Source organism: Actinoplanes sp. NPDC051513, from assembly GCF_044454685.1.
Classification (GTDB): domain Bacteria; phylum Actinomycetota; class Actinomycetes; order Mycobacteriales; family Micromonosporaceae; genus Actinoplanes.
Genome location: NZ_JBITDW010000037.1, coordinates 1 through 20,341, shown reverse-complemented (window position 1 = coordinate 20,341; position 20,341 = coordinate 1). Strand labels below are relative to the sequence as shown.

General features: G+C 69.6%; 16 protein-coding genes. 11 read left to right on the top strand and 5 right to left on the bottom strand.

The features are described from left to right. The first annotated feature begins 58 nt into the window (after nt 1-58). The 7 genes from ACIA5D_RS48610 to ACIA5D_RS48580 all read left to right on the top strand — a co-directional run bounded on the left by ACIA5D_RS48610 (nt 59) and on the right by ACIA5D_RS48580 (nt 9,348). Nucleotides 59-970 carry a septum formation family protein gene (locus ACIA5D_RS48610; RefSeq protein WP_396037535.1) on the top strand — a complete coding sequence of 304 codons (912 nt, stop codon included), beginning with the start codon at nt 59-61 and terminating at the stop codon, nt 968-970. A 63-nt stretch (nt 971-1,033) separates the two neighbouring features. After that, entirely contained in the window at nt 1,034-2,677 is a 1,644-nt protein-coding gene (locus tag ACIA5D_RS48605) for an L-aspartate oxidase (protein WP_396037534.1), read from the top strand. Further along, a complete protein-coding gene (nadC, locus tag ACIA5D_RS48600; RefSeq protein ID WP_396037533.1) occupies nt 2,674-3,522 on the top strand; it encodes a carboxylating nicotinate-nucleotide diphosphorylase in 849 nt (282 codons plus the stop codon). Before ACIA5D_RS48605 ends, nadC begins: the two co-directional genes overlap by 4 nt. 130 nt (nt 3,523-3,652) lie before the next feature. Further along, nucleotides 3,653-4,411 (top strand): type III pantothenate kinase, encoded by a 759-nt coding sequence (locus tag ACIA5D_RS48595; RefSeq protein WP_396037532.1) that lies wholly within the window; start codon nt 3,653-3,655, stop codon nt 4,409-4,411. 57 nt (nt 4,412-4,468) lie between these two features. Continuing rightward, on the top strand, nt 4,469-6,013 hold the full coding sequence (gene lysS / locus ACIA5D_RS48590; protein WP_396037530.1) for a lysine--tRNA ligase: 1,545 nt from the start codon (nt 4,469-4,471) through the stop codon (nt 6,011-6,013). An 89-nt stretch (nt 6,014-6,102) separates the two neighbouring features. Beyond that, nucleotides 6,103-6,459, top strand: coding sequence for an Lsr2 family protein (locus tag ACIA5D_RS48585; protein ID WP_396037529.1), 357 nt, complete (start codon nt 6,103-6,105; stop codon nt 6,457-6,459). Between the two features lie 366 nt (nt 6,460-6,825). Continuing rightward, on the top strand, nt 6,826-9,348 hold the full coding sequence (locus tag ACIA5D_RS48580) for an ATP-dependent Clp protease ATP-binding subunit (RefSeq protein WP_396037528.1): 2,523 nt from the start codon (nt 6,826-6,828) through the stop codon (nt 9,346-9,348). Nucleotides 9,349-9,405: 57 nt separating this feature from the next. On the opposite strand, the gene ACIA5D_RS48575 is transcribed toward ACIA5D_RS48580, so the two are convergent. Together ACIA5D_RS48575 and ACIA5D_RS48570 are read right to left on the bottom strand one after the other, a co-directional pair. Next, the gene (locus ACIA5D_RS48575) at nt 9,406-10,815 is read right to left on the bottom strand and encodes a family 43 glycosylhydrolase (RefSeq protein ID WP_396037527.1); all 1,410 of its coding nucleotides are present in this window, start codon (nt 10,813-10,815) and stop codon (nt 9,406-9,408) included. After that, the gene (locus tag ACIA5D_RS48570; RefSeq protein WP_396037526.1) at nt 10,812-13,307 is read right to left on the bottom strand and encodes an alpha-L-arabinofuranosidase C-terminal domain-containing protein; all 2,496 of its coding nucleotides are present in this window, start codon (nt 13,305-13,307) and stop codon (nt 10,812-10,814) included. The genes ACIA5D_RS48575 and ACIA5D_RS48570 overlap by 4 nt, the downstream gene beginning before the upstream one ends. A gap of 198 nt (nt 13,308-13,505) precedes the next feature. Between ACIA5D_RS48570 and ACIA5D_RS48565 the strand changes: the two genes are divergently transcribed. Further along, nucleotides 13,506-14,477, top strand: a complete 972-nt coding sequence (locus tag ACIA5D_RS48565; RefSeq protein WP_396037525.1) for an arabinan endo-1,5-alpha-L-arabinosidase — start codon at nt 13,506-13,508, stop codon at nt 14,475-14,477. A gap of 104 nt (nt 14,478-14,581) precedes the next feature. Here ACIA5D_RS48565 and ACIA5D_RS48560 read toward each other — a convergent pair whose 3' ends face one another. Beyond that, nucleotides 14,582-15,484: an A/G-specific adenine glycosylase gene (locus ACIA5D_RS48560; RefSeq protein ID WP_396037524.1), complete on the bottom strand. Its 903-nt coding sequence runs from the start codon at nt 15,482-15,484 to the stop codon at nt 14,582-14,584. 21 nt (nt 15,485-15,505) lie between these two features. Between ACIA5D_RS48560 and ACIA5D_RS48555 the strand changes: the two genes are divergently transcribed. From ACIA5D_RS48555 to ACIA5D_RS48545, 3 genes are all read left to right on the top strand, one after another. Further along, on the top strand, nt 15,506-16,009 hold the full coding sequence (locus ACIA5D_RS48555; RefSeq protein WP_396037523.1) for a glycine cleavage system protein R: 504 nt from the start codon (nt 15,506-15,508) through the stop codon (nt 16,007-16,009). Continuing rightward, nucleotides 16,006-16,527, top strand: coding sequence for a peptide deformylase (def, locus tag ACIA5D_RS48550; protein ID WP_396037522.1), 522 nt, complete (start codon nt 16,006-16,008; stop codon nt 16,525-16,527). Before ACIA5D_RS48555 ends, def begins: the two co-directional genes overlap by 4 nt. A 139-nt stretch (nt 16,528-16,666) precedes the next feature. Next, nucleotides 16,667-17,377 carry an adhesin gene (locus ACIA5D_RS48545; protein WP_396037521.1) on the top strand — a complete coding sequence of 237 codons (711 nt, stop codon included), beginning with the start codon at nt 16,667-16,669 and terminating at the stop codon, nt 17,375-17,377. Nucleotides 17,378-17,520: 143 nt separating this feature from the next. On the opposite strand, the gene disA is transcribed toward ACIA5D_RS48545, so the two are convergent. Both disA and radA read right to left on the bottom strand, forming a co-directional pair. Continuing rightward, nucleotides 17,521-18,711, bottom strand: coding sequence for a DNA integrity scanning diadenylate cyclase DisA (disA, locus tag ACIA5D_RS48540; RefSeq protein ID WP_396037520.1), 1,191 nt, complete (start codon nt 18,709-18,711; stop codon nt 17,521-17,523). An 83-nt stretch (nt 18,712-18,794) separates the two neighbouring features. Next, nucleotides 18,795-20,213 carry a DNA repair protein RadA gene (radA, locus tag ACIA5D_RS48535; RefSeq protein ID WP_396037519.1) on the bottom strand — a complete coding sequence of 473 codons (1,419 nt, stop codon included), beginning with the start codon at nt 20,211-20,213 and terminating at the stop codon, nt 18,795-18,797. Between the last annotated feature and the right edge of the window lie 128 nt (nt 20,214-20,341).

The window sequence follows — 20,341 nt, the reverse complement described above, 5'->3', positions numbered from 1 at the left end:
TTCTTGATGTCTTTTATCGCCATATGCTCGGTGATAGAGGGCGTGGGGAGGGGCAGTCGTGCGGTACCGGGTGCGGATCCCGTTGGGGATCGTGGCGTGCCTGTGCGTGCTGCTGGCCGGCTGCGCCATGCCCGGGGGAGTCGACGGGGATCTCACCAACGGCTGGGCGGCGATGGAGCCGGCCAGCGGATTCGAGCCGGTGGCGGGCACCTGCCACGGGGCGAACTTCAACACCGTCGGGTCGCGGTCCACCTATGAGGAGATCGACTGCGGGCTGCGGCATCGCACCGAGACCGTCTACATCGGCACGTACGAGTCGCCGGCCGCGGATGCCGACGAGCCGCCCGCCGACGGGTCGGCGGGGGCCAAGGCCGCTTATCGGGTCTGCGACGAGCAGACCACCGCCTACCTCGGCGGATCGTGGCGAACCGCGCGCGTCTGGATCGGCGTCACCCACCCCACCACGGCGGCCTGGAGCGGCGGATCGCGCTGGTTCCGCTGCGAGGCGCTCGAGCTCAGCTCGGTCGAGGACGACGGCGCCCTGGTGCAGCGGGCCGGCACCCTGCAGAACGCGCTGGCCGACGGTTCCTCCGACCTGCTGCTGAGCTGCTACGCCGTGGCGATGGACAGCTCGGGCGCGATCGCGAGCATGCCGGGCGTCGCCTGCTCGGCCAAGCACAACGCCGAGTTCGCCGGCATCTGGTTCGCCAAGGATCTGGCCTACCCGAAGGACGACAAGGCCTGGCGCGCCTTCCACGACGGCTGCCGCGCGCTGGTCTCCGCCTACGTCGGCGTCCCCGACGACAAAGACCTTCAATACCGTACGGGCGTGATCTCGCTGCCCGGCAACAGCGACGTCTGGCAGCTGGGCGACTACGGCGTGCGCTGCTACCTGTGGCTGGACGGCGCCGACCTGACCGCGACCCTCAAGGGCAAGGGCGCCGCGAGCCTGCCCGTCCAGTACAAGTAACGCCCGCCACTGAGATGCCGCCCCCGCGTGACTGGCGTCGCGGCTGCGGGGTGTACTGAGCAGATGTCAATTCTGGCCGATCTTCCGGGGCTGCCGCGCCGGCTCGCCGCCGCCGACCCGGGCTGGAGCGAGACCACCGACGTGCTGGTCGTGGGCTCCGGCGTCGCCGGGCTGACCGCCGCGCTGCACCTGCGGGAACAGGGCCTGCACGTCACGGTGGTCACCAAGGTGAACATCGACGACGGCTCCACCCGCTGGGCGCAGGGCGGAATAGCCGCCGTGCTCGACCCGCTCGACACCCCGGCCTCGCACGCCAACGACACCGAGATCGCCGGGGTCGGTCTCTGCGACCCGGCCGCGGTGCGGGTGCTGGTCGAGGAGGGCCCGGCCCGGGTGCGCGAGCTGATGCGGATCGGCGCCGAGTTCGACCGGTACCCCGACGGCTCGCTGATGCTCACCCGCGAGGGCGGCCACCGCGCCGACCGGATCGTGCACGCCGGCGGCGACGCGACCGGCGCCGAGGTGCAGCGCGCCCTGCACGAGGCGGTCCGCCGCGACCCGTGGATCAAGCTGGTCGAGCACGCGCTCGTGCTCGACCTGCTGCGCAGCGCCGACGGCCGGGCCTGCGGGCTCACCCTGCACGTGCTCGGTGAGGGCAGCGAGGACGGCGTCGGCGCGATCCTGTCCCGCGCGGTGGTGCTGGCCACCGGCGGCATGGGCCAGATCTACTCGTCCACCACGAACCCGTCCGTCTCCACCGGCAACGGCGTCGCGCTCGCCATGCGGGCCGGCGCGACCGTTACCGACGTCGAGTTCGTGCAGTTCCACCCCACCTCGTTCGTGAGCGCCGCGGTCACCTCGGTGCAGCGGCCGCTGATCTCCGAGGCGCTGCGCGGCGAGGGCGCCCACCTGGTCGACGAGGCCGGCAAGCGGTTCATGGTCGGCCAGCACGAGCTCGCCGAGCTCGCCCCGCGCGACGTCGTGGCCAAGGGCATCCACCGGGTGCTGCTCGCCACCGGCGCCGACCACGTCTACCTCGACGCCCGCCACCTCGGCGGCGAGTTCCTCGAGCACCGCTTCCCGACGATCGTGGCCTCCACCCGCTCGGCCGGCATCGACCCGGCCACCGACCTGATCCCGGTCGCCCCGGCCGCGCACTACGCCTCCGGCGGCGTCCGCACCGACCTGCACGGCCGCACCACGATCCCGGGCCTGTACGCGTGCGGCGAGGTCGCCTGCACGGGCGTGCACGGCGCCAACCGGCTGGCCAGCAACTCGCTGCTGGAGGGCCTGGTCTTCGCGAAGCGGATCGCCGGCGACATCGCCCGCGAGCTGCCGCCGCAGGCCGACCCGGCCGCCACACCGGCCGGCCAATGGGTGGCCGACCCAGCCATCCGCGGCGATCTCCAGCGGGCCATGACCCGCGGCGCCGGCGTGCTGCGCTCGGCCGCCTCGCTGGCCGGCACCGCCGAGGAGCTGACCCGCCTGGCCGGGCTGCGCGCCGCCCCGCGCAACGCGGCCTGGGAGGCGACGAACCTGCTCACGGTCGCGAGCGCGCTGGTCGCGTCGGCGAGCATCCGCCGCGAGACCCGCGGCTGCCATTGGCGGGAGGACTACCCGGTGGCCGAGGACGAGTGGCGCGGCCACCTGCTCGACGGCCTGTCCGCCACGGGCACGCTGACCCAGTCCTTCGAGGAGATGTCGTGAGTCTTGATCTTGAGGAGGTCCGCCGGGTGGTCTACACCGCCCTCGGCGAGGACCTCGGCGACCCGCCGCGCGACGTGACCAGCGAGGCGACGATCCCGGCCGGCCAGGTGGACACGGCCGAGCTGGTGGCCCGGGCCGACGGCGTGGTGGCGGGTCTGCCGGTCGCGCTCGAGGTCTTCGCGGCCACCTCCGGCGGTTCGGCGAGTTTCGAGATCCGGGTGGCGGAGGGCGCACGGGTACGCCGCGGCGACGTGCTCGCCGTGGTCACCGGCCCGACCCGCGCGCTGCTGACCGCCGAGCGCACCGCGCTCAACCTGCTGTGCCGCATGTCGGGGGTGGCCACGCACACCCGCAAGTGGGCCGACGTCCTGGCCGGCACCAAGGCGACCGTGCTCGACACCCGCAAGACCACCCCCGGGCTGCGGCACCTCGAGAAGTACGCGGTCCGGGCCGGCGGCGGCACGAACAAGCGCATGGGCCTCTACGACGTCGCCATGATCAAGGACAACCACAAGCTGGCCGCCGGCCGCATCACGGCCGCCTACCGCCTGGTCCGGGAGAAGTTCCCCGACGTTCCCGTGCAGGTGGAGGTGACCAACCTCGCCGAGGCGCAGGAGGCGGTCGAGGCGGGCGCGACGTTCCTGCTCTGCGACAACATGACGCCCCGGCTCCTGGGCGAGGTCGTCGCGGCGGTGGGCGATCGGGCCGAGCTCGAGGCGACCGGAAACCTCACGCTGGCGACCGCCGAGGCGTACGCGGCGACCGGCGTCGACTACCTCTCGGTGGGCGGGCTGACGCATTCGTCGCCGATCCTCGACATCGCCATGGATCTCCGCCCACGCTGACCCTGGGTCGGCCATCGGAGTACGGCCTGCGACGATTGAACCCACCCGGCGCCGACGCCGGCTTCAGCAGGCGGGGACTGTCGCTGTTGCGGTTGGAGAAGCCGCTTCCTCGTACGATATGAGGGTTTTAATGCTTCTTTGTATTGACATCGGTAATACGAATACCGTGTTGGCGACCTTCGATGGCGACAAGCTGGTGCACAACTGGCGGGTGAAGACCGACGCCCGCAACACCGCCGACGAGCTGGGGCTGATGTTCCGCGGGCTGCTCGCCGGCGACGCCGTGGAGATCACCGGGGTGGCCGCCTGCTCGACGGTGCCGGCCGCGCTGCGCAGCCTGCGCACGATGCTCGGCCGCTACTACGGCGAGCTGCCCAACGTCGTCGTCGAGCCGGGCGTGAAGACCGGCGTTCAACTGGCCATCGACAACCCCAAGGAGGTGGGCGCCGACCGGGTGGTCAACACCCTCGCCGCGCACGCCCTCTATGGCGGACCGTCGATCGTGGTCGACTTCGGCACCACCACCAACTTCGACGTGATCAGTGCGAAGGGCGAGTTCCTCGGTGGCGCGTTCGCGCCCGGCATCGAGATCTCCTTCGACGCGCTCGCCGCCCGCGCCGCCCAGCTGCGCAAGGTCGAGCCGGCCCAGCCGCGCTCGGTGATCGGCAAGAACACCGTCGAGTGCCTGCAGTCGGGCATGTACTACGGCTTCGCCGGCCAGGTCGACCGCATCGTCGAGCGGATGATCGAGGAGATCGGGCCGGTCAAGGCCGTGATCGCCACCGGCGGGCTGGCCGGGCTGGTCAAGGACGAGTGCCGCACGCTGACCGCGCACGAGCCGATGATCACGCTGATCGGGCTGCGGATGGTATATGAGCGGAACGTCTGAGAGCCGCTCAGTAGGCTTGTCCGCTGACGTTGTTTCTTTTCCACAGAGAGTCGTGCCGTGACCGAGCAGAATGTGCCGCCGACCGGAGCTCCGCCGACTGATAGTCCAGGCTTGGGTAGCGACGCGGTCGAGGACCTTCCCGAGCAGATGCGGGTCCGCCGGGCCAAGCGGGAGCGGTTCCTCGCCGAAGGCGTCCCGCCGTACCCGGTCAACCTGCCCCGCACCGCGACGCTCAAGGAGATCCGGGCGAAGTACGCGGACCTGGCGACCGACACCGCCAGCGGCGACATCGTCTCGATCACCGGCCGGGTGATCTTCATTCGCAACGGCGGCAAGCTGTGCTTCGCCACCCTGCGCGACGGCGACGGCACCGAGCTGCAGGCGATGCTCTCCCTCGACAAGGTGGGTGAGCAGGCCCTGGCCGACTGGAAGCACCTGATCGACCTCGGCGACCTGGTCGGGATCACCGGCGAGGTGATCACCAGCCGCCGCGGCGAGCTGTCCGTGCTGGCCGACTCCTGGGCGGTCAGCGCCAAGGCGCTGCGCTCGCTGCCGGTCGCGCACAAGCCGCTCTCCGAGGAGACGCGGATGCGCCAGCGGTACGTCGACCTGATCGTCCGTCCGCAGGCGCGCGACACCGTCCGCACCCGCGCCACCGTGGTCCGCAGCCTGCGCGAGTCGCTGTTCCGCCGCAATTTCCTCGAGGTGGAAACGCCAATGTTGCAGTTGCTGCACGGCGGCGCGGCGGCCCGCCCGTTTGTGACGCACAGCAACGCGCTCGACACGGACCTCTATCTCCGGATCGCGCCGGAACTGTTTTTGAAGCGGGCCGTGGTCGGCGGCATCGAGCGGGTCTTCGAGATCAACCGGAACTTCCGCAATGAGGGTATGGACTCCAGTCACTCCCCCGAGTTCGCGATGCTCGAGGCGTACCAGGCGTACGCCGACTACAACGTGATGCAGCAGCAGGTGCAGGAGTGGATTCAGGAAGCCGCCTTCGCGGTGAGTGGATCACACATCGTGACGCACTACGACGGCAGCGAGTGGGACTTCGGCGGTCAGTGGCCGGCGGTGACCCTGTTCGGTGCGCTCTCCGAGGCGGTCGGCGAAGAAGTCACGGTGACGACCGATCGGGCACAACTCGAGAGCTACGCGGAAAAGCATGACCTTTCCGTCGACCCGAAGTGGAGCAACGGCAAGCTCGCCGAGGAGCTCTTCGAGCACCTGGTGGTGCACAACCTGCAGCGGCCCACTTTTGTACGGGATTATCCGGAAGAGACCGCGCCGCTGACCCGGGCACACCGGGAAACTCCGGGCCTCACCGAGAAGTGGGACCTGTACGTCAACGGCTTCGAGCTGGCGACCGCGTATTCCGAGTTGGTCGACCCGGTGGTGCAGCGCGAACGGCTCGTCGCCCAGTCGTTGCTGGCCGCCGGCGGCGATCCCGAGGCCATGCAGCTGGACGAGGATTTCCTGCGCGCCATGGAGTACGGAATGCCGCCGACCGGCGGGATGGGAATGGGAATCGACCGGCTGTTGATGGCGCTGACCGGCCTCGGCATTCGGGAAACGATCCTGTTCCCGTTGGTCCGGCCCGAGTAATATTCGACCCGCCATTGACGGATACTGCCGCCCTGGCGTTATTGTCTTGACCGTTGCGGGAGAACCTGTGTTCGGGAGGATAGCGGCGCGTGGCCAAGCAGATCATTCACAAGCTGGTCGATGACCTCGACGGCGGTGACGCCGAGGAGACCGTCAAGTTCGCGCTCGACGGCATTCAGTACGAGATCGACCTCTCCGAGAAGAACGCTTCGAAATTGCGGGACGTGTTCGCTCCCTACGTGGGAGCCGGGTCGAAGGTGGCCCGCGGCGGTGTGGTCGTGGGGGGCCGGGCCGCACGTGGCCGCGGAGGGGCTACCGCCGACCGCGAGCAGAACAAGGCGATCCGCGAGTGGGCCAAGAAGAACGGCAAGGACATCTCCGACCGGGGCCGCATCCCCCAGGAGATCGTGGATGAGTTCCACGCCAAAGGCCCCGGAAGGGGATGAGTTAGGCAAAACCCTGCGGGGCCCGTCGCGCGAGAGCGCGGCGGGCCCTCGCTGCTTTCCGGGTGATCTTTGACCGGGTTACGTAGAGTTATCCACAGGTGTGGACGAGGTTGTCCACAGCCTGTGGATGCACGACCTCCGGCGATTTCGCTGTCCGCGTACTCGTTCGGGTGGGGGAACAGCCGTTGAGCGTGCGAAGTTGGCTAAATCAACGTTGCGGTCGGTTTCGCCGGGCCACGAGGGCCCAGCAGAACCGCCGGGCGGCGATAGAGTTAGAGCACGGGCATCACCGATGCCCGTGCCGGCCCGAGAGGGTTAGGGGCCCCGCCAGTTCATTGGCGCACGGCACGTGAGGAGCACGAGGGCATGTTCGAGCGGTTCACCGACCGAGCGCGACGGGTTGTCGTCCTGGCCCAAGAAGAGGCCCGGATGCTCAACCACAACTACATCGGGACCGAGCACATCCTGCTCGGCCTGATCCACGAGGGCGAGGGCGTCGCCGCCAAGGCTCTGGAGAGCCTCGGCATCTCGCTGGAGGGCGTCCGGCAACAGGTCGAAGAGATCATCGGCCAGGGTCAGCAGGCGCCGAGCGGGCACATCCCGTTCACGCCTCGAGCGAAGAAGGTGCTGGAGCTGTCGCTGCGCGAAGCGCTGCAGCTCGGCCACAACTACATCGGCACGGAGCACATCCTGCTCGGGCTGATCCGTGAGGGCGAGGGCGTCGCCGCCCAGGTGCTGGTCAAGCTCGGCGCCGACCTCAACCGGGTCCGCCAGCAGGTGATCCAGCTGCTCTCGGGCTACCAGGGCAAGGAGCCGGCCGCGGCCGGCGCCGCGGCGGGCGAGGCTGCCCCGTCGACGTCGCTGGTGCTCGACCAGTTCGGACGCAACCTGACCCAGGCCGCCCGCGAGGGCAAGCTCGACCCGGTCATCGGCCGGGAAAAGGAAATCGAGCGGGTCATGCAGGTGCTGTCGCGCCGCACCAAGAACAACCCGGTGCTCATCGGTGAGCCCGGTGTCGGCAAGACCGCCGTCGTCGAGGGGCTGGCGCAGTCCATCATCAAGGGCGAGGTGCCCGAGACGCTGAAGGACAAGCAGCTCTACACGCTCGACCTGGGCGCGCTGGTCGCCGGTTCCCGCTACCGCGGTGACTTCGAGGAGCGCCTCAAGAAGGTGCTCAAGGAGATCCGCACCCGCGGCGACATCATCCTGTTCATCGACGAGATCCACACCCTGGTGGGCGCGGGCGCGGCCGAGGGCGCGATCGACGCGGCGAGCATCCTCAAGCCGATGCTGGCCCGTGGCGAGCTCCAGACCATCGGCGCGACCACCCTCGACGAGTACCGCAAGCACCTGGAGAAGGACGCCGCTCTCGAGCGCCGCTTCCAGCCGATCCAGGTGGGCGAGCCGTCCCTGGCGCACACCATCGAGATCCTCAAGGGTCTCCGCGACCGCTACGAGGCGCACCACCGGATCAGCATCACCGACGCCGCCCTCGTGGCCGCCGCGACGCTGGCCGACCGGTACATCTCGGACCGCTTCCTGCCCGACAAGGCGATCGACCTCATCGACGAGGCCGGCGCCCGGATGCGCATCCGCCGGATGACCGCGCCGCCAGACCTTCGCGACTTCGACGAGCGCATCGCCCAGGTGCGTCGCGACAAGGAGTCCGCGATCGACGCGCAGGACTTCGAGCGCGCCGCCCAGCTGCGCGACAAGGAGAAGCAGCTGCTCGGCCAGAAGGCCCAGCGGGAGAAGGAGTGGAAGGCCGGCGACCTCGACGTCGTGTCCGAGGTCGACGACGAGCAGATCGCCGAGGTCCTGGGCAACTGGACCGGCATCCCGGTGTACAAGCTCACCGAGGAGGAGACCACCCGGCTGCTCCGCATGGAGGACGAGCTGCACAAGCGGGTCATCGGCCAGGAGGACGCGGTCAAGGCCGTCTCCAAGGCGATCCGCCGCACCCGGGCCGGCCTCAAGGACCCGAAGCGCCCCTCCGGCTCGTTCATCTTCGCCGGCCCGTCCGGCGTCGGTAAGACCGAGCTGTCCAAGGCGCTGGCCGAGTTCCTGTTCGGCTCCGAGGACGCGCTGATCCAGCTGGACATGTCCGAGTTCCACGACCGGTACACGGTGTCCCGCCTCGTCGGTGCCCCTCCCGGCTACGTGGGTTACGACGAGGGCGGCCAGCTGACCGAGAAGGTGCGCCGCAAGCCGTTCTCGGTGGTCCTGTTCGACGAGATCGAGAAGGCCCACCCGGACGTCTTCAACACGCTGCTGCAGATCCTGGAGGACGGCCGCCTGACCGATGGTCAGGGCCGGATCGTCGACTTCAAGAACACCGTCATCATCCTGACCACCAACCTCGGCACCCGCGACGTGGCCAAGGCGGTGTCCCTGGGCTTCCAGGCCTCGGAAGACACCGAGAGCAACTACGACCGGATGAAGATCAAGGTCAACGACGAGCTGAAGCAGCACTTCCGCCCGGAGTTCCTGAACCGTATCGACGACACGATCGTCTTCCACCAGCTCCGCCAGGACGAGATCCTTCAGATCGTCGACATCTTCACCTCGCGTATCGAGGGCCAGCTCAAGAACAAGGACATGGGCCTCGAGCTGACCGACAACGCGAAGAAGTACCTGGCGAACAAGGGCTTCGACCCGGTGCTGGGCGCGCGGCCGCTGCGCCGCACGATCCAGCGCGACCTGGAAGACACCCTCTCCGAGCAGATCCTCTTCAACGAACTGCGCCCCGGCCAGATCGTGGTGGTGGACTGCGAGGGCGACCCGGCCAACGTCGAGAAGTCGAAGCTGACCTTCCGCGGCGCCGACCGAGGAGTCCAGGTTCCGGACGCGGTGCCGGCCGACCTGGGCGCCGCCTCCACCGAGGAATGACGACCGGCTAGACACGGAACGGCCCGGCTGCTTACGCGGCCGGGCCGTTCCGCGTTCTCAGCTCAGCTCGAACGTCGTCGCCGTCTGCCCGACCGTGATCTTGCCGTGGTCGGCGCGCAGGTAGCCGCCACCGTCGGCCTCGATCGTGACGCCGTGCCGCTTCCAGCTGCGCCGGAAGGCGGTGGGCGCGGTGTCGAGCTTGACGTCCGGGCCGTCGATGCGGACAAATTGGTCGGGCCGGTCGACCGACCGCATCACCTCGGCGCCGCCCTCGCGCGCCTCGAAGCGGAACTGCGTCGCGGCGAGATCGCGGGGCGCCCGCGAGACCACCAGCAGGCCGCCGTCGTCGTGGCGTACGAAGTCGTGGCCGCCGGGGGAGAGCCGCACGATCGGCCCGCCGTCGCCCACCGGCACCCCGAACAGCGGCGTCCCGTCCGGGTGCCAGTACAGCTTCTGCACCCGGGTGTGCCGGTTCGGGTCGTACAGCGGGTCGCCGGTGATGTCCCGGTAGTCGCGGGCGTGGAAGACCAGCACGTCGGTCACCCCGTCCTCGGCCACCGTGAACGAGTTGTGCCCTGGCCCGTACCGCTTCGTCGCGTCGTCGGTGACGAAGATCGGGTCGGGGGTCTTCACCCAGGACGCCCGGTCCAGCAGATCGGCGTCCGCGGACGCCGTGAGCAGCCCCATGCAGTAGCGGGCGTCGGTGGCGCTGGCCGAGAAGGTCAGGAACACCCGGCCGTTGCGGATCAGCACGGCCGGACCCTCGTTGACCCGGTAACCCTGGATCTCCCAGCTCTTGGTGGGCGTGGTGATCCGGGTCGGTTTCGTCGCCGGCGACCAGGGCGTGGCCATCCGGGCGATGTACAGGCTGGTGTTGACCGCGATCTCCGGCTCGCTCTGCGCCCACACCAGGTAGCGGCGTCCGCGGTGGGTGAACGTCGTCGAGTCGAGCGTGAAGCCGTCCCACTCGGTCAGCAGCTGGCCGCGAAGGGTCCAGCCGGACGGATCGAGCGGATCGGCCAACGGCGACTCCAGGATGTACGTACGGATGCGGAACACGTCGTCGGAGTCGCCGGCCGCGAAATACGCGTACCAGCGGCCGTCGACGCGATGCAGCTCCGGCGCCCAGATATGGCCGGCCATCTTGCCGCTCGCCGGGCGTCGCCAGATCACGGTCTCGGACGCCCCGGTCAGGCCGCCCAGAGTGGTGGCGCCGCGCACCGCGATGCGGTCGTACTCCGGGACCGAGCCGGTGAAGTAGTACATCCCGTTGGTGCGGGGCGTGATGAAGGGGTCGGCTCGCTGGCTGACCAGCGGCTGCGTGGTCGGGACACCGTAGATCTCGGCGTCGGTGCGCGGCCCGGAGGCTTCGGCGGTCCCGGCCTGGGCGAGCCCGGCGATCCCCGCCCCGGCGGCGACCCCGAGCGTGCCGCGCAAGAGGGTGCGCCGGCTGAGTGCGTACTTCATGAGGTCTCCTTGATCCGCAGGAAGGTGACCGAGTCGGCGGCAAAGGAACGGGTGAACGAGGAGCCGATGCCGCCGACCGTCCTGGTGACGGGCTGGATCGGCTCGGCCGAGCGGGTGTTCTGCTCGCCGGGGTCGCCGGACAGGACGGTCATCCGGGCCGTGCGCGCCACCTTGAGCCCACCGAGGTCGATCTTGGTGAGGGCGGGGCTGTCGGCGGCGTTGACGACCTTGACGATCAGCTCGCCGGTCTTGTCGTCGTGGGTGACGACCTGCGCGAAGGGCTCGATCACCTGGTTGTCGTCGAAGCTGCCCCACACCTCGCCGTCGCGGATCAGGGTGACCTGTGTCCCGCGTACCTGAATGGTGAGGTTGTAGGTCTGGCCGGTGACCACCGTGTCGGGCCTGGTCAGCAGCTGCTCCTTGGCGTCCGCACTGCCGGACGCCTTCTCGATCGCGCCCTGCGTGTTGTTCCAGCCGCCGAGGTTCCACCAGTACCAGGTGCCGGAGTCCTTGATCCCGAACGGGATGAGGAAGCCCTCGGCGCCCGCCGTCTTGGTGGCCTTGAGCGTGATGTCGTAGTCGGTGGCGGTGATGTTCGTGGCCGCGGCCACCATCGTGTTGGTCGCCGCGGTGTCGGTCTGCACGTAGGCGCCGTCCTGCACCGACCACGTGCCGCGGTTGGAGAGCGTCGACCAGCCGTCCGCGTTGCCGTCGTTGAAGTCATCGGCGAACAGCGGCTTGCCGTCGGGCGTGGTGACCTTGAGGTCGTCGTAGCGGGCCGCGGTGGCCCACGTGGACAGTCCGACCCGTCCGGTGATCGGCTGCGGCTGCACGACCTTGCCGCCGGTGACGCTCGAGGGCACGACGCGGTCGCCGACGTTGTTCATGAACAGCTTCTGCATCTGATAGCTGGTCGAGCCCCACGACTCGTCGTTGTCGAACCAGATCAGGTCGGGCCGCCACTGCACGTTGTCGATGTTGGCCAGCAGCGGCGCGTAGGACGCCATCTTCACGACGTCGGCGTTGCGCTCCAGCCCGGTCATGTAGGCGGCCTCGGCCAGCGAGTTCGCGAACTTCGCGTCCAGCGATGCGTACTCACCGAGAAAAACATCAGGACCGCTGCGATCGTACGAGTCATAGCGCGCGTTGTTCTGCAGGAACCACGACGGGCTGTTGTAGTAGTGCTCGTCGACCATGTCGCTGCCGGCCGCCTTGTTCTTGGCCCAAAGGTTGTCGAACGTGACGCCCATGTCGTCCGGCCCGGAGTTGCTGATCACCGTGACGCTCGGGTACTTCGCCGTGATCGCGTCCCGGAACTGCAGGTAGTTGGCGAAATACTCGTTCGGCAGGTTCTCCTCGTTGCCGACCGCGATCATGGTGAGGCCGAACGGCTTCGGGTGGCCCATCCGCGCGCGGAGCTTGCCCCAGGTCGACGTGACCGGGCCGTTCGCGAACTCGATCAGGTCGAGCGTGTCCTGGATGTGGCGCTGCAGCAGCGTCGGGTCGTCGGTGGCGCGGTTCTGGCCGCAGCCGGTGACCAGCGCGGGCACGACCGGCAGCGGCTTCGCGCCGACGTCCTCGGCGAACTGCAGGTACTCGTAGTAGCCGAGGCCGTAGCTCTGGTTGTAGCCCCAGAAGTTGGCGTTGGTGGCCCGTGTCTCGACCGGTCCGACCGTTTCCTTCCACTGGTAGGAGCGGGCCCTCGGGTAGTTGTTCGCGGCGTCGTAGGAATACATGCTGCCGGTGTTGACGAGGCAGCCGCCCGGGAAGCGCAGGAATCCGGGATGAAGCGCCGCGATCTTCTCCGCAAGATCTTTTCGAAGACCATGATTCTTGTACGTCTCGCGCGGGGTCAACGAGATCATGTCCAGTCTGGACGAATTATCGGTCCCAATGGTGACCCGGCCGGTGTCGCTGGTGGTCGTTGCCCGCAGCGTGCCGGTGTACTTGGCCCACGTGTCGCTCGTGATCCTCTTACTGAGCGGCGCGGCCAGCGTGGTCCCGTCCGCCGCGTGCAGGCTGACGGTCAGGGTCGCGCCTTGATCCGCGCGAGCCCAGACGGAGAAGTTGTAAATTTCGCCCTTTTTCGTGGCGATGCCGCTGTTGTAGCCGGCGTTGGTGAGCCCGGCGGCGCCGGTGGTCCGCAGATAGGTGCGGTTGCGGTCGTCGAGCCGCGCGGCATCGTCCACAGTGGTGGCCGTGCCGGTCACGGTCCAGCCGGTGAGGCCGGTGTAGGAGCGGTTGTCGGCCGGCAGGAACTCGAAGGATCGGTTGCGGACGAGCTCGGCGTAGAGGCCGCCGTCGGCCGCGAAGTTGATGTCCTCGAAGAAGACGCCGTACATCTCGTCGTCGATGGCGGCGCCCTGCTGCTGCGGGCGCAGCGTGATCGTGTAGTCGGGGTCGGTGGCCGCGGAGGCCGGTGGTGCCACCGCGAGCGGCAATGCGACCAGCGCGACGGCCGCGCCGGCGAGTCGGGTCCGGAATCGGGGCATGACGGGGGTCCCTCCCGAGATGTCCTTGTGCACGTCAACATCGTTTGGTTGGCTTCGGGCGTCCCCGGTGCTCGCGCAATCTGTAAAACGTCCTGCTGAAGGCCGCCTTAAGCCATCGCCCACGTCTTGACGTCCATCTATGTGAACGTTCACTCTAGCCGTAACACCCCCGAAATGTCAGCGGCGAGAGGGAGTCTCATGTCGTTCCGCAGGAAAGCGCTTGCCAGTGCGGTGGCGCTGGTCGCGGCCGGTGCGGTCGCGGTCGGCGTCGGGCCGGCCGAGGCGGCCACCTACCCGAACCCCGGCACCGTGACCGGAAGCATCAACGTGCACGACCCCGGCATCGTGAAGAAGCCCGACGGCATGTACCTGATCGCGCACACCGGCGACAACATCGTGCTCAAGACGTCAACGGATCGCACGGCCTTCCGCGACGCCGGGGCAGCCTTCCCGAGTGGGGCGTCCTGGACCACCTCGTACACCGGCGGCAGCAGAAACCTGTGGGCGCCCGACATCTCGTACCGCAACGGGAAGTACTTCATGTACTACTCGGCGTCCACCTTCGGCTCGAACCATTCGGCGATCTTCCTGGCCACCAGCACCACCGGCGCCTCCGGCAGCTGGGGCAACCAGGGCCTGGTCATCGAGTCGAACACCAGCGACAACTTCAACGCGATCGACCCCAACCTGTACGTCGACCCGTCCGGCCGCTGGTGGCTGAGCTTCGGCTCGTTCTGGTCGGGGATCAAGCAGGTGCAGCTCAACGCGTCCACCGGCAAGCGGCTCGACAGCACGATCCGCTCCCTGGCCGGCCGGGGCGGCGGCGCGATCGAGGCCCCGTTCCTGTTCCGCCACGGGTCGTACTACTACCTGTTCGCCTCGTTCGACCTCTGCTGCCGCGGCGCCTCGAGCACGTACCGGATCATGGTGGGCCGCTCCACCAGCGTGACCGGCCCCTTCGTGGACAAGAACGGCACCGCCATGACCAGCAGCGGCGGCTCGGAGATCCTCGCCGGCCACGGCAGCATCCACGGCCCCGGCGGCCAGTCCGTCTTCACCGACACGGACGCCGACGTGCTGGTCTACCACTACTACGCCGACAACGGCGCCGCCCGCCTGGGGATCAACCTGCTCGCGTACGACTCGAGCGGCTGGCCGTATGTGTATTAGCCCCCCGCTGTGGACAATGCCCCAAAAATGTCAGACCCGGCTGCTTTATTTGCCCCACCCAAACCGGGTGGGGGCGGTCCGTGGGGGCGGCGGCTAGTTGATCACTATTGATGGATCTGTTGCGTCGAAGGTTGCGGGGCGTCGCCGGCCAGTACGAAGTCGTCGGCGCCCAGCGGCTCCACCAGACCGTCCTCCACCAGCCCCGCCAGCGCCCGTGCTCGCTGCACCTCGTCCCGCCACACCATGTCGAGGCGCTGGCGCGGCACGGGCCCGCTGGCATGCCGCAGCACCTCGAGCAGCAGCCCCCGCACCTGCCGATCGGTGCCCGCGTACCGCTGCGGCTTGCGGCTCGGCCCCTCCGGCAGCTTCTCGCCGGTGGCCCGCCACGCGCAGGCCGCCTCGAACGGGCACGCCGTGCAGCGCGGCGCCCGTGCCGTGCAGACGATCGCGCCCAGCTCCATGAACGCGATGCTTGCCCGCGCGGCCCGTGCCTGATCGAGAGGGAGCAGGTCGGCCACCGCCACCAGATCGGCCGCGGTCGTGGAAGCCCCCGCGTCCGACTTGCCCTCGACGGCCCGGGCCACCACCCGCCGCACGTTCGTGTCGACGACCGGGTGCCGCTGCCCGTACGCGAAGGTCGCCACCGCCCGGCCGGTGTACGTTCCCACGCCCGGCAGCGCCAGCAGCTGTTCCAGGTCTTCGGGCACCCGGCCGCCGTGCCGTTCCACGATCGCGACGGCGCAGGCGTGCAGGCGCATCGCCCGCCGGGGGTAGCCGAGGCGGCCCCACATGCGGATCGCCTCGGACGGCGGATCGTCGGCCAGGTGGGCGGGGGTGGGCCAGCGGGTCATCCAGGAGCGCCAGGCGGGCTCGACGCGGACGACCGGCGTCTGCTGGAGCATCACCTCGCTGACCAGCACGCCCCAGGCGGTCGTGGTCGGCTGCCGCCAGGGCAGATCGCGGGCATTCCGGTCGAACCAGGCGATGGCATCATCGGCGAAAGTCATGGCAGGACTTACTGTAGGCGGGTGCACGAGCTTGCCATCACCGTCATCGGCCCCGATCGTCCCGGCATCGTCGCCGACGTGGCCGAGGCGCTCGCCGGGGTCGGCGCCAACCTCACCGACTCGACGATGACCCGCCTGCGCGGCCATTTCGCCATGACCCTGATCTGCACCGGCACGGGCCTGGAGGCCGCCGAGACGGCGCTTGCGCCCCTCGAAGGGGTGACCACCGCGGTGCGCCGGGTCGAGCCGGAAGCGGAGGCTGCCGACGCGGGCGAGCCGTGGCTGGTGAGCGTGCACGGCGCCGACCGGCTCGGCATCGTCGCAGCCGTGACCCGGGTCGTGGCGGCCGAGGGCGGCAACATCACCGATCTCAGTACGCGCCTGGTCGGAACCCTCTACGTGCTGATCGCCGAGGTCGACCTGCCCGGGGGTGTCTCCGACGAACTGGCCGAACGGCTCGCCGTGGCCGGCGCCGAGCTGGGCGTCGACGTGACGCTGCGCCAGGCCGAGTCGGAGATCCTGTGAGCTCTGCCGTCGAGGGCCACGTCCTCCCGGTCGTCACAGCCCCCGCGGCCGTCCTGAGCGCACCCGGCGAGGAGGTCGACCCCACCGATCCGTCGATCGTGCAGCTCGCGGCCGACCTTGTCGTCACCATGAAGATCTCGCCCGGCTGCGTCGGTCTCGCCGCACCCCAGGTCGGCGTCGGCGTGCAGGTCTTCGCCGTCGACGTGGTCGGCCACCCCAAGGCGGCCACCACCCACGGCACGTTCGTCCTCTGCAACGCGAAGATCGTCGAGGCGAGCCGGTGGAAGGCCGGGCGCGAGGGCTGCATGTCGGTGCCTGATCTCACGGGCGACGTGAAACGCGCCGGCCGCGTCGTCGTCGAGGCCGTCGCCCCCGGCACCGGCGAGCCGGTCACCATCACCACCGACGCCTTCGAGGCACGCGCCCTGCAACACGAGATCGACCACTGTGCCGGCAAGCTTTTCCTCGATCGGGTGGCCGGCGCGCACGCCATCTACCAGCGCAAGGTCTATCTCTAACGATTGGTAAGGCGAGTCGGTGTCGCATACCCGGCGCGTCGCGACCGTTGCCGGGGGTGTCCGGGTTTACGGTGGCCCCATCATGCGAACGACGGTTGGTCCCCTTCCATCCGCCGTCTACTGGCGGCGTCGTGCGGTCGTGCTGGGAGCTGTCCTGCTCGGCATCATCGTGCTGTTCGTTTCCTGCTCCGGTGGCGACAAGGGCGACCAGCGCGGCAAGGGCGCGGGGCAGTCGCAATCGCAGTTTCCCACCCCGGCGCCGGCCAAGACGTCGCCTTCGTCGAGCGAGCCGTCCTTCCTGGATGGTGTGCCCGGCGGCAACCAGCCGTCGCTACCGGCCCTCGGCGACCTCGAATCGCCGACGACGGGTGACGGCGACGACGGAGCGGCGGCGACCACCGCGCCCACCACGGCCCCGCCCGGGCAGAACACCAACGTCACTGCCCCCGCGGACGGGTCCTGCGCCGACAACGAGATTTCGGTCGCGCCCAGCGTCGCGTCGACGACGATGAAGCGGAACGCCTCGCTCGACATCACGCTCACGGTGAAGAACATCAGCACCCGCGCGTGCAGCCGCGACGTCGGGGCGGGGCCGCAGGAGCTGTACCTCGACCAGGGGGCGCGCAAGTACTGGTCGTCGGACACCTGCAGCACCAACAAGGGCAGCGACGTACGGCAGCTGGCGCCGGGCGAGACGCGCTCCTACAAGGTGACCTGGAATGGGCGGCAGTCGAGCAGCTGCACCGGCAACCAGGCTGCCGGGCCGGTCCCGCCGCAGGGGCAGTACGAATTGCGGGCTCGGCTGGGGACGCTCGTCAGCCAGCCGGTCGTGATCACCATCACTGCCTGAGCCACCGCCGCCCGAGCCGCCGCGGCTAGACACCTCTGGGCGCGGGTCTGGTTGGGCTGGCTGGCAGCCGTGGCTCCGGGGTGGTGACCCCCCAGATGGTCTCTAGGTACCGCCCGGGGCCATGGCAAGCCCAGCCAGGCTACCTAGACGTAGCGCTCCAGAATGGAGGCTTCCGCCAGCCGGGAAAGGCCCTCCCGAACCCCGCGAGCGCGAGCATCCCCCACCCCGTCCACGGCCTGCAGATCTTCCACCGTGGCGCCCAGCAGTCGCTGGAGACTGCCGAAGTGGTCGACCAGGCGGTCGACTATGGGCTGGGGCAGACGAGGAACCTTGGCCAGGAGCCGGAACCCCCGAGGGCTGACCGCGGCGTCCAAGGCGTCGGAGGCGCCCGGGTAGCCGATGGCCTTCGCCACCGCCACCAGGTCGATCATCTCGGTGGCGGAGAGCAGATCGAGCTCGACCAGGGCCTCGTCCAGGGTGCGCGCCTTGCGGCCGGTGGGCAGGTAGTCGCGGATCACCAGCGTGCGGTCGGAATCGACGCCCGCCATCAGCTCGTCGAGCTGCAGGGCCAGGAGCCGGCCGTCGGTGCCCAGCTCTACCACGTAGCCGGAGATCTCGTCGGCGATGCGGCGGACCATCTCGAGTCGCTGGACCACCGCCACGGCGTCACGCACGGTGACCAGGTCTTCGATCTCCAGCGCCGACAGGGTGCCGGAGACCTCGTCCAGGCGGAGTTTGTAGCGCTCGAGGGTCGCGAGGGCCTGGTTTGCGCGGGAGAGGATGGCGGCCGAGTCGTCGAGGACGTGGCGCTGGCCGTTCACGTACAGGCCGATGATGCGCATGGACTGGCTCACCGAGATGACGGGGAAGCCGCTCTGTTTCGCCACGCGCTCGGCGGTGCGGTGGCGGGTGCCGGACTCTTCCGAGGGGATGGACGGGTCGGGCATCAGGTGGACCGCGGCGCGGACGATGCGGGTGCCGTCGCTGGAGAGGACCACCGCGCCGTCCATCTTGCACAGCTCGCGCAGGCGGGTGGCCGAGAACTCCACATCAAGCGGGAAACCGCCGGTGCAGATGCTGTCGACCACGGCGTCGTTGCCCAGGACGATCAGAGCGCCCGTGCGGCCGCGGAGGATGCGTTCCAGACCGTCGCGCAGGGCGGTGCCGGGGGCCATCAGGGCCAGGTTGGCGCGCAACGGGTCGGCGGTCACGCCGCCGCCGGAGAGGCCGGGGGTTGATGATGTGGTCGCCGCGGCGCGCGCCGAACCGTTGACGCCGGGACGTGGCGTCGGGGTGGCGGCGGCGGGCTTGGAACCATCGCGGTCGAGCGGCACCTGTACATTCTACGGACTGTCATCCAGGCCGCGGAGGCGTGGTTCGATGAATGCTCCGTAGCGTGATGAAACCTCACGCTCTGTCACCGGTTGCCGTGCTCGGCCGAGGCGCGGGCGGCGGTTTGCAATGCGGAGCGTAGGTCGGTGACCTCGGTGACACGCATGCCCTTGGGTGGCGCGCCCTCGGGAGCGCAGCCGGGCGGGACCAGAGCCTCGCGGAAGCCCAGGCGGGCCGCCTCGGCCAGGCGGCGGCCGACCGCGCCGACCCGGCGGATCTCGCCGGTGAGGCCGACCTCGCCGATCGCCACCAGGTGGGGGGCCATCGCCAGGTCGAGGCCGCCGGAGGCGACGGCCAGGGCCATCGCGAGGTCGGCCGAGGGCTCGGTGAGGCGGATGCCGCCGACGGTGGCGGCGAAGACCTCGCGGTTGTAGAGCTTGAGTTGCTTGGTGCGGCGCTCGAGCACGGCCAGGACCATGGCCAGGCGCGCGCTGTCGAGGCCGGAAACGGTGCGCCGGGGCGAGCCCTGCACCTCGGCGCCGATCAGGGCCTGCACCTCGGTGACCAGGGCGCGCCGGCCCTCCATGGCAACCGTCACGCAGGTGCCGGGAACGGGCTCTTGATAGCGGGTGAGGAACAGGCCGGACGGGTCGGGGAGGCTCGCGATGCCGCCCTCGTGCATCTCGAAGCAGCCCACCTCGTCGGCGGCGCCGTAGCGGTTCTTCACCCCGCGGACCAGGCGCAGCGACGAATGTTTGTCGCCCTCGAAGTGCAGGACGACGTCGACCAGGTGCTCGAGGACGCGCGGGCCGGCGACCTGACCGTCCTTGGTGACGTGACCGACCAGGACGGTGGCGATGCCGCGCTCTTTGGCCACCCCGACCAGCGCGGCGGTGACCGCGCGGACCTGGGTGACGCCGCCGGGCACGCCCTCGGTGCCGGGGGCCGAGATCGTCTGCACCGAGTCGAGCACGAGCAGGCCGGGCTTGACCGCGTCGAGGTGGCCGAGGACGGCGCCCAGGTCGCTCTCGGACGCCAGGTAGAGCTTGTCGTGCAGGGCGCCGAGCCGCTCGGCGCGCAGGCGGACCTGGCTCACCGACTCTTCCCCGCTGACCACCAGGGACGGGGTACCGGAGCCGGCGGCCCACTGCTGTGCCACGTCGAGCAGCAGAGTGGACTTGCCCACACCGGGCTCGCCGGCGAGCAGCACGACCGCGCCGGGGACCAGGCCGCCGCCGAGCACGCGGTCGAGCTCGCTGACGTTGGTCGGCACGGCCTTGGCCGGGGCTGCGCTGATCGTGGCGATCGGGCGGGCCGGCTCGGCCGGCATGCGCGAGCTGACCACCCGGCCGGCGCCGAGTGGGCCGGTCACGGTGGACTCGATCACCGAGCCCCACTCGCCGCACTCGGGGCACCGGCCGAGCCATTTCGGCGGCTGGTGCCCGCAGGCATCGCAGACGAAGGCAGGTCGGGCAGCCTTCGCGGCCGTACGGGAGGTCGTCACCCGGACAAGCTAGCCGGAGGGTACGACAATTACGGTTCTACTGACGCTTGTGTGGGTGGTTTCTGGGCGTCTGGGTGGCGCACGCCGTTGTCCTGTCTAGGTTCTGGCTTGTCGAAGGTCAGAACGGT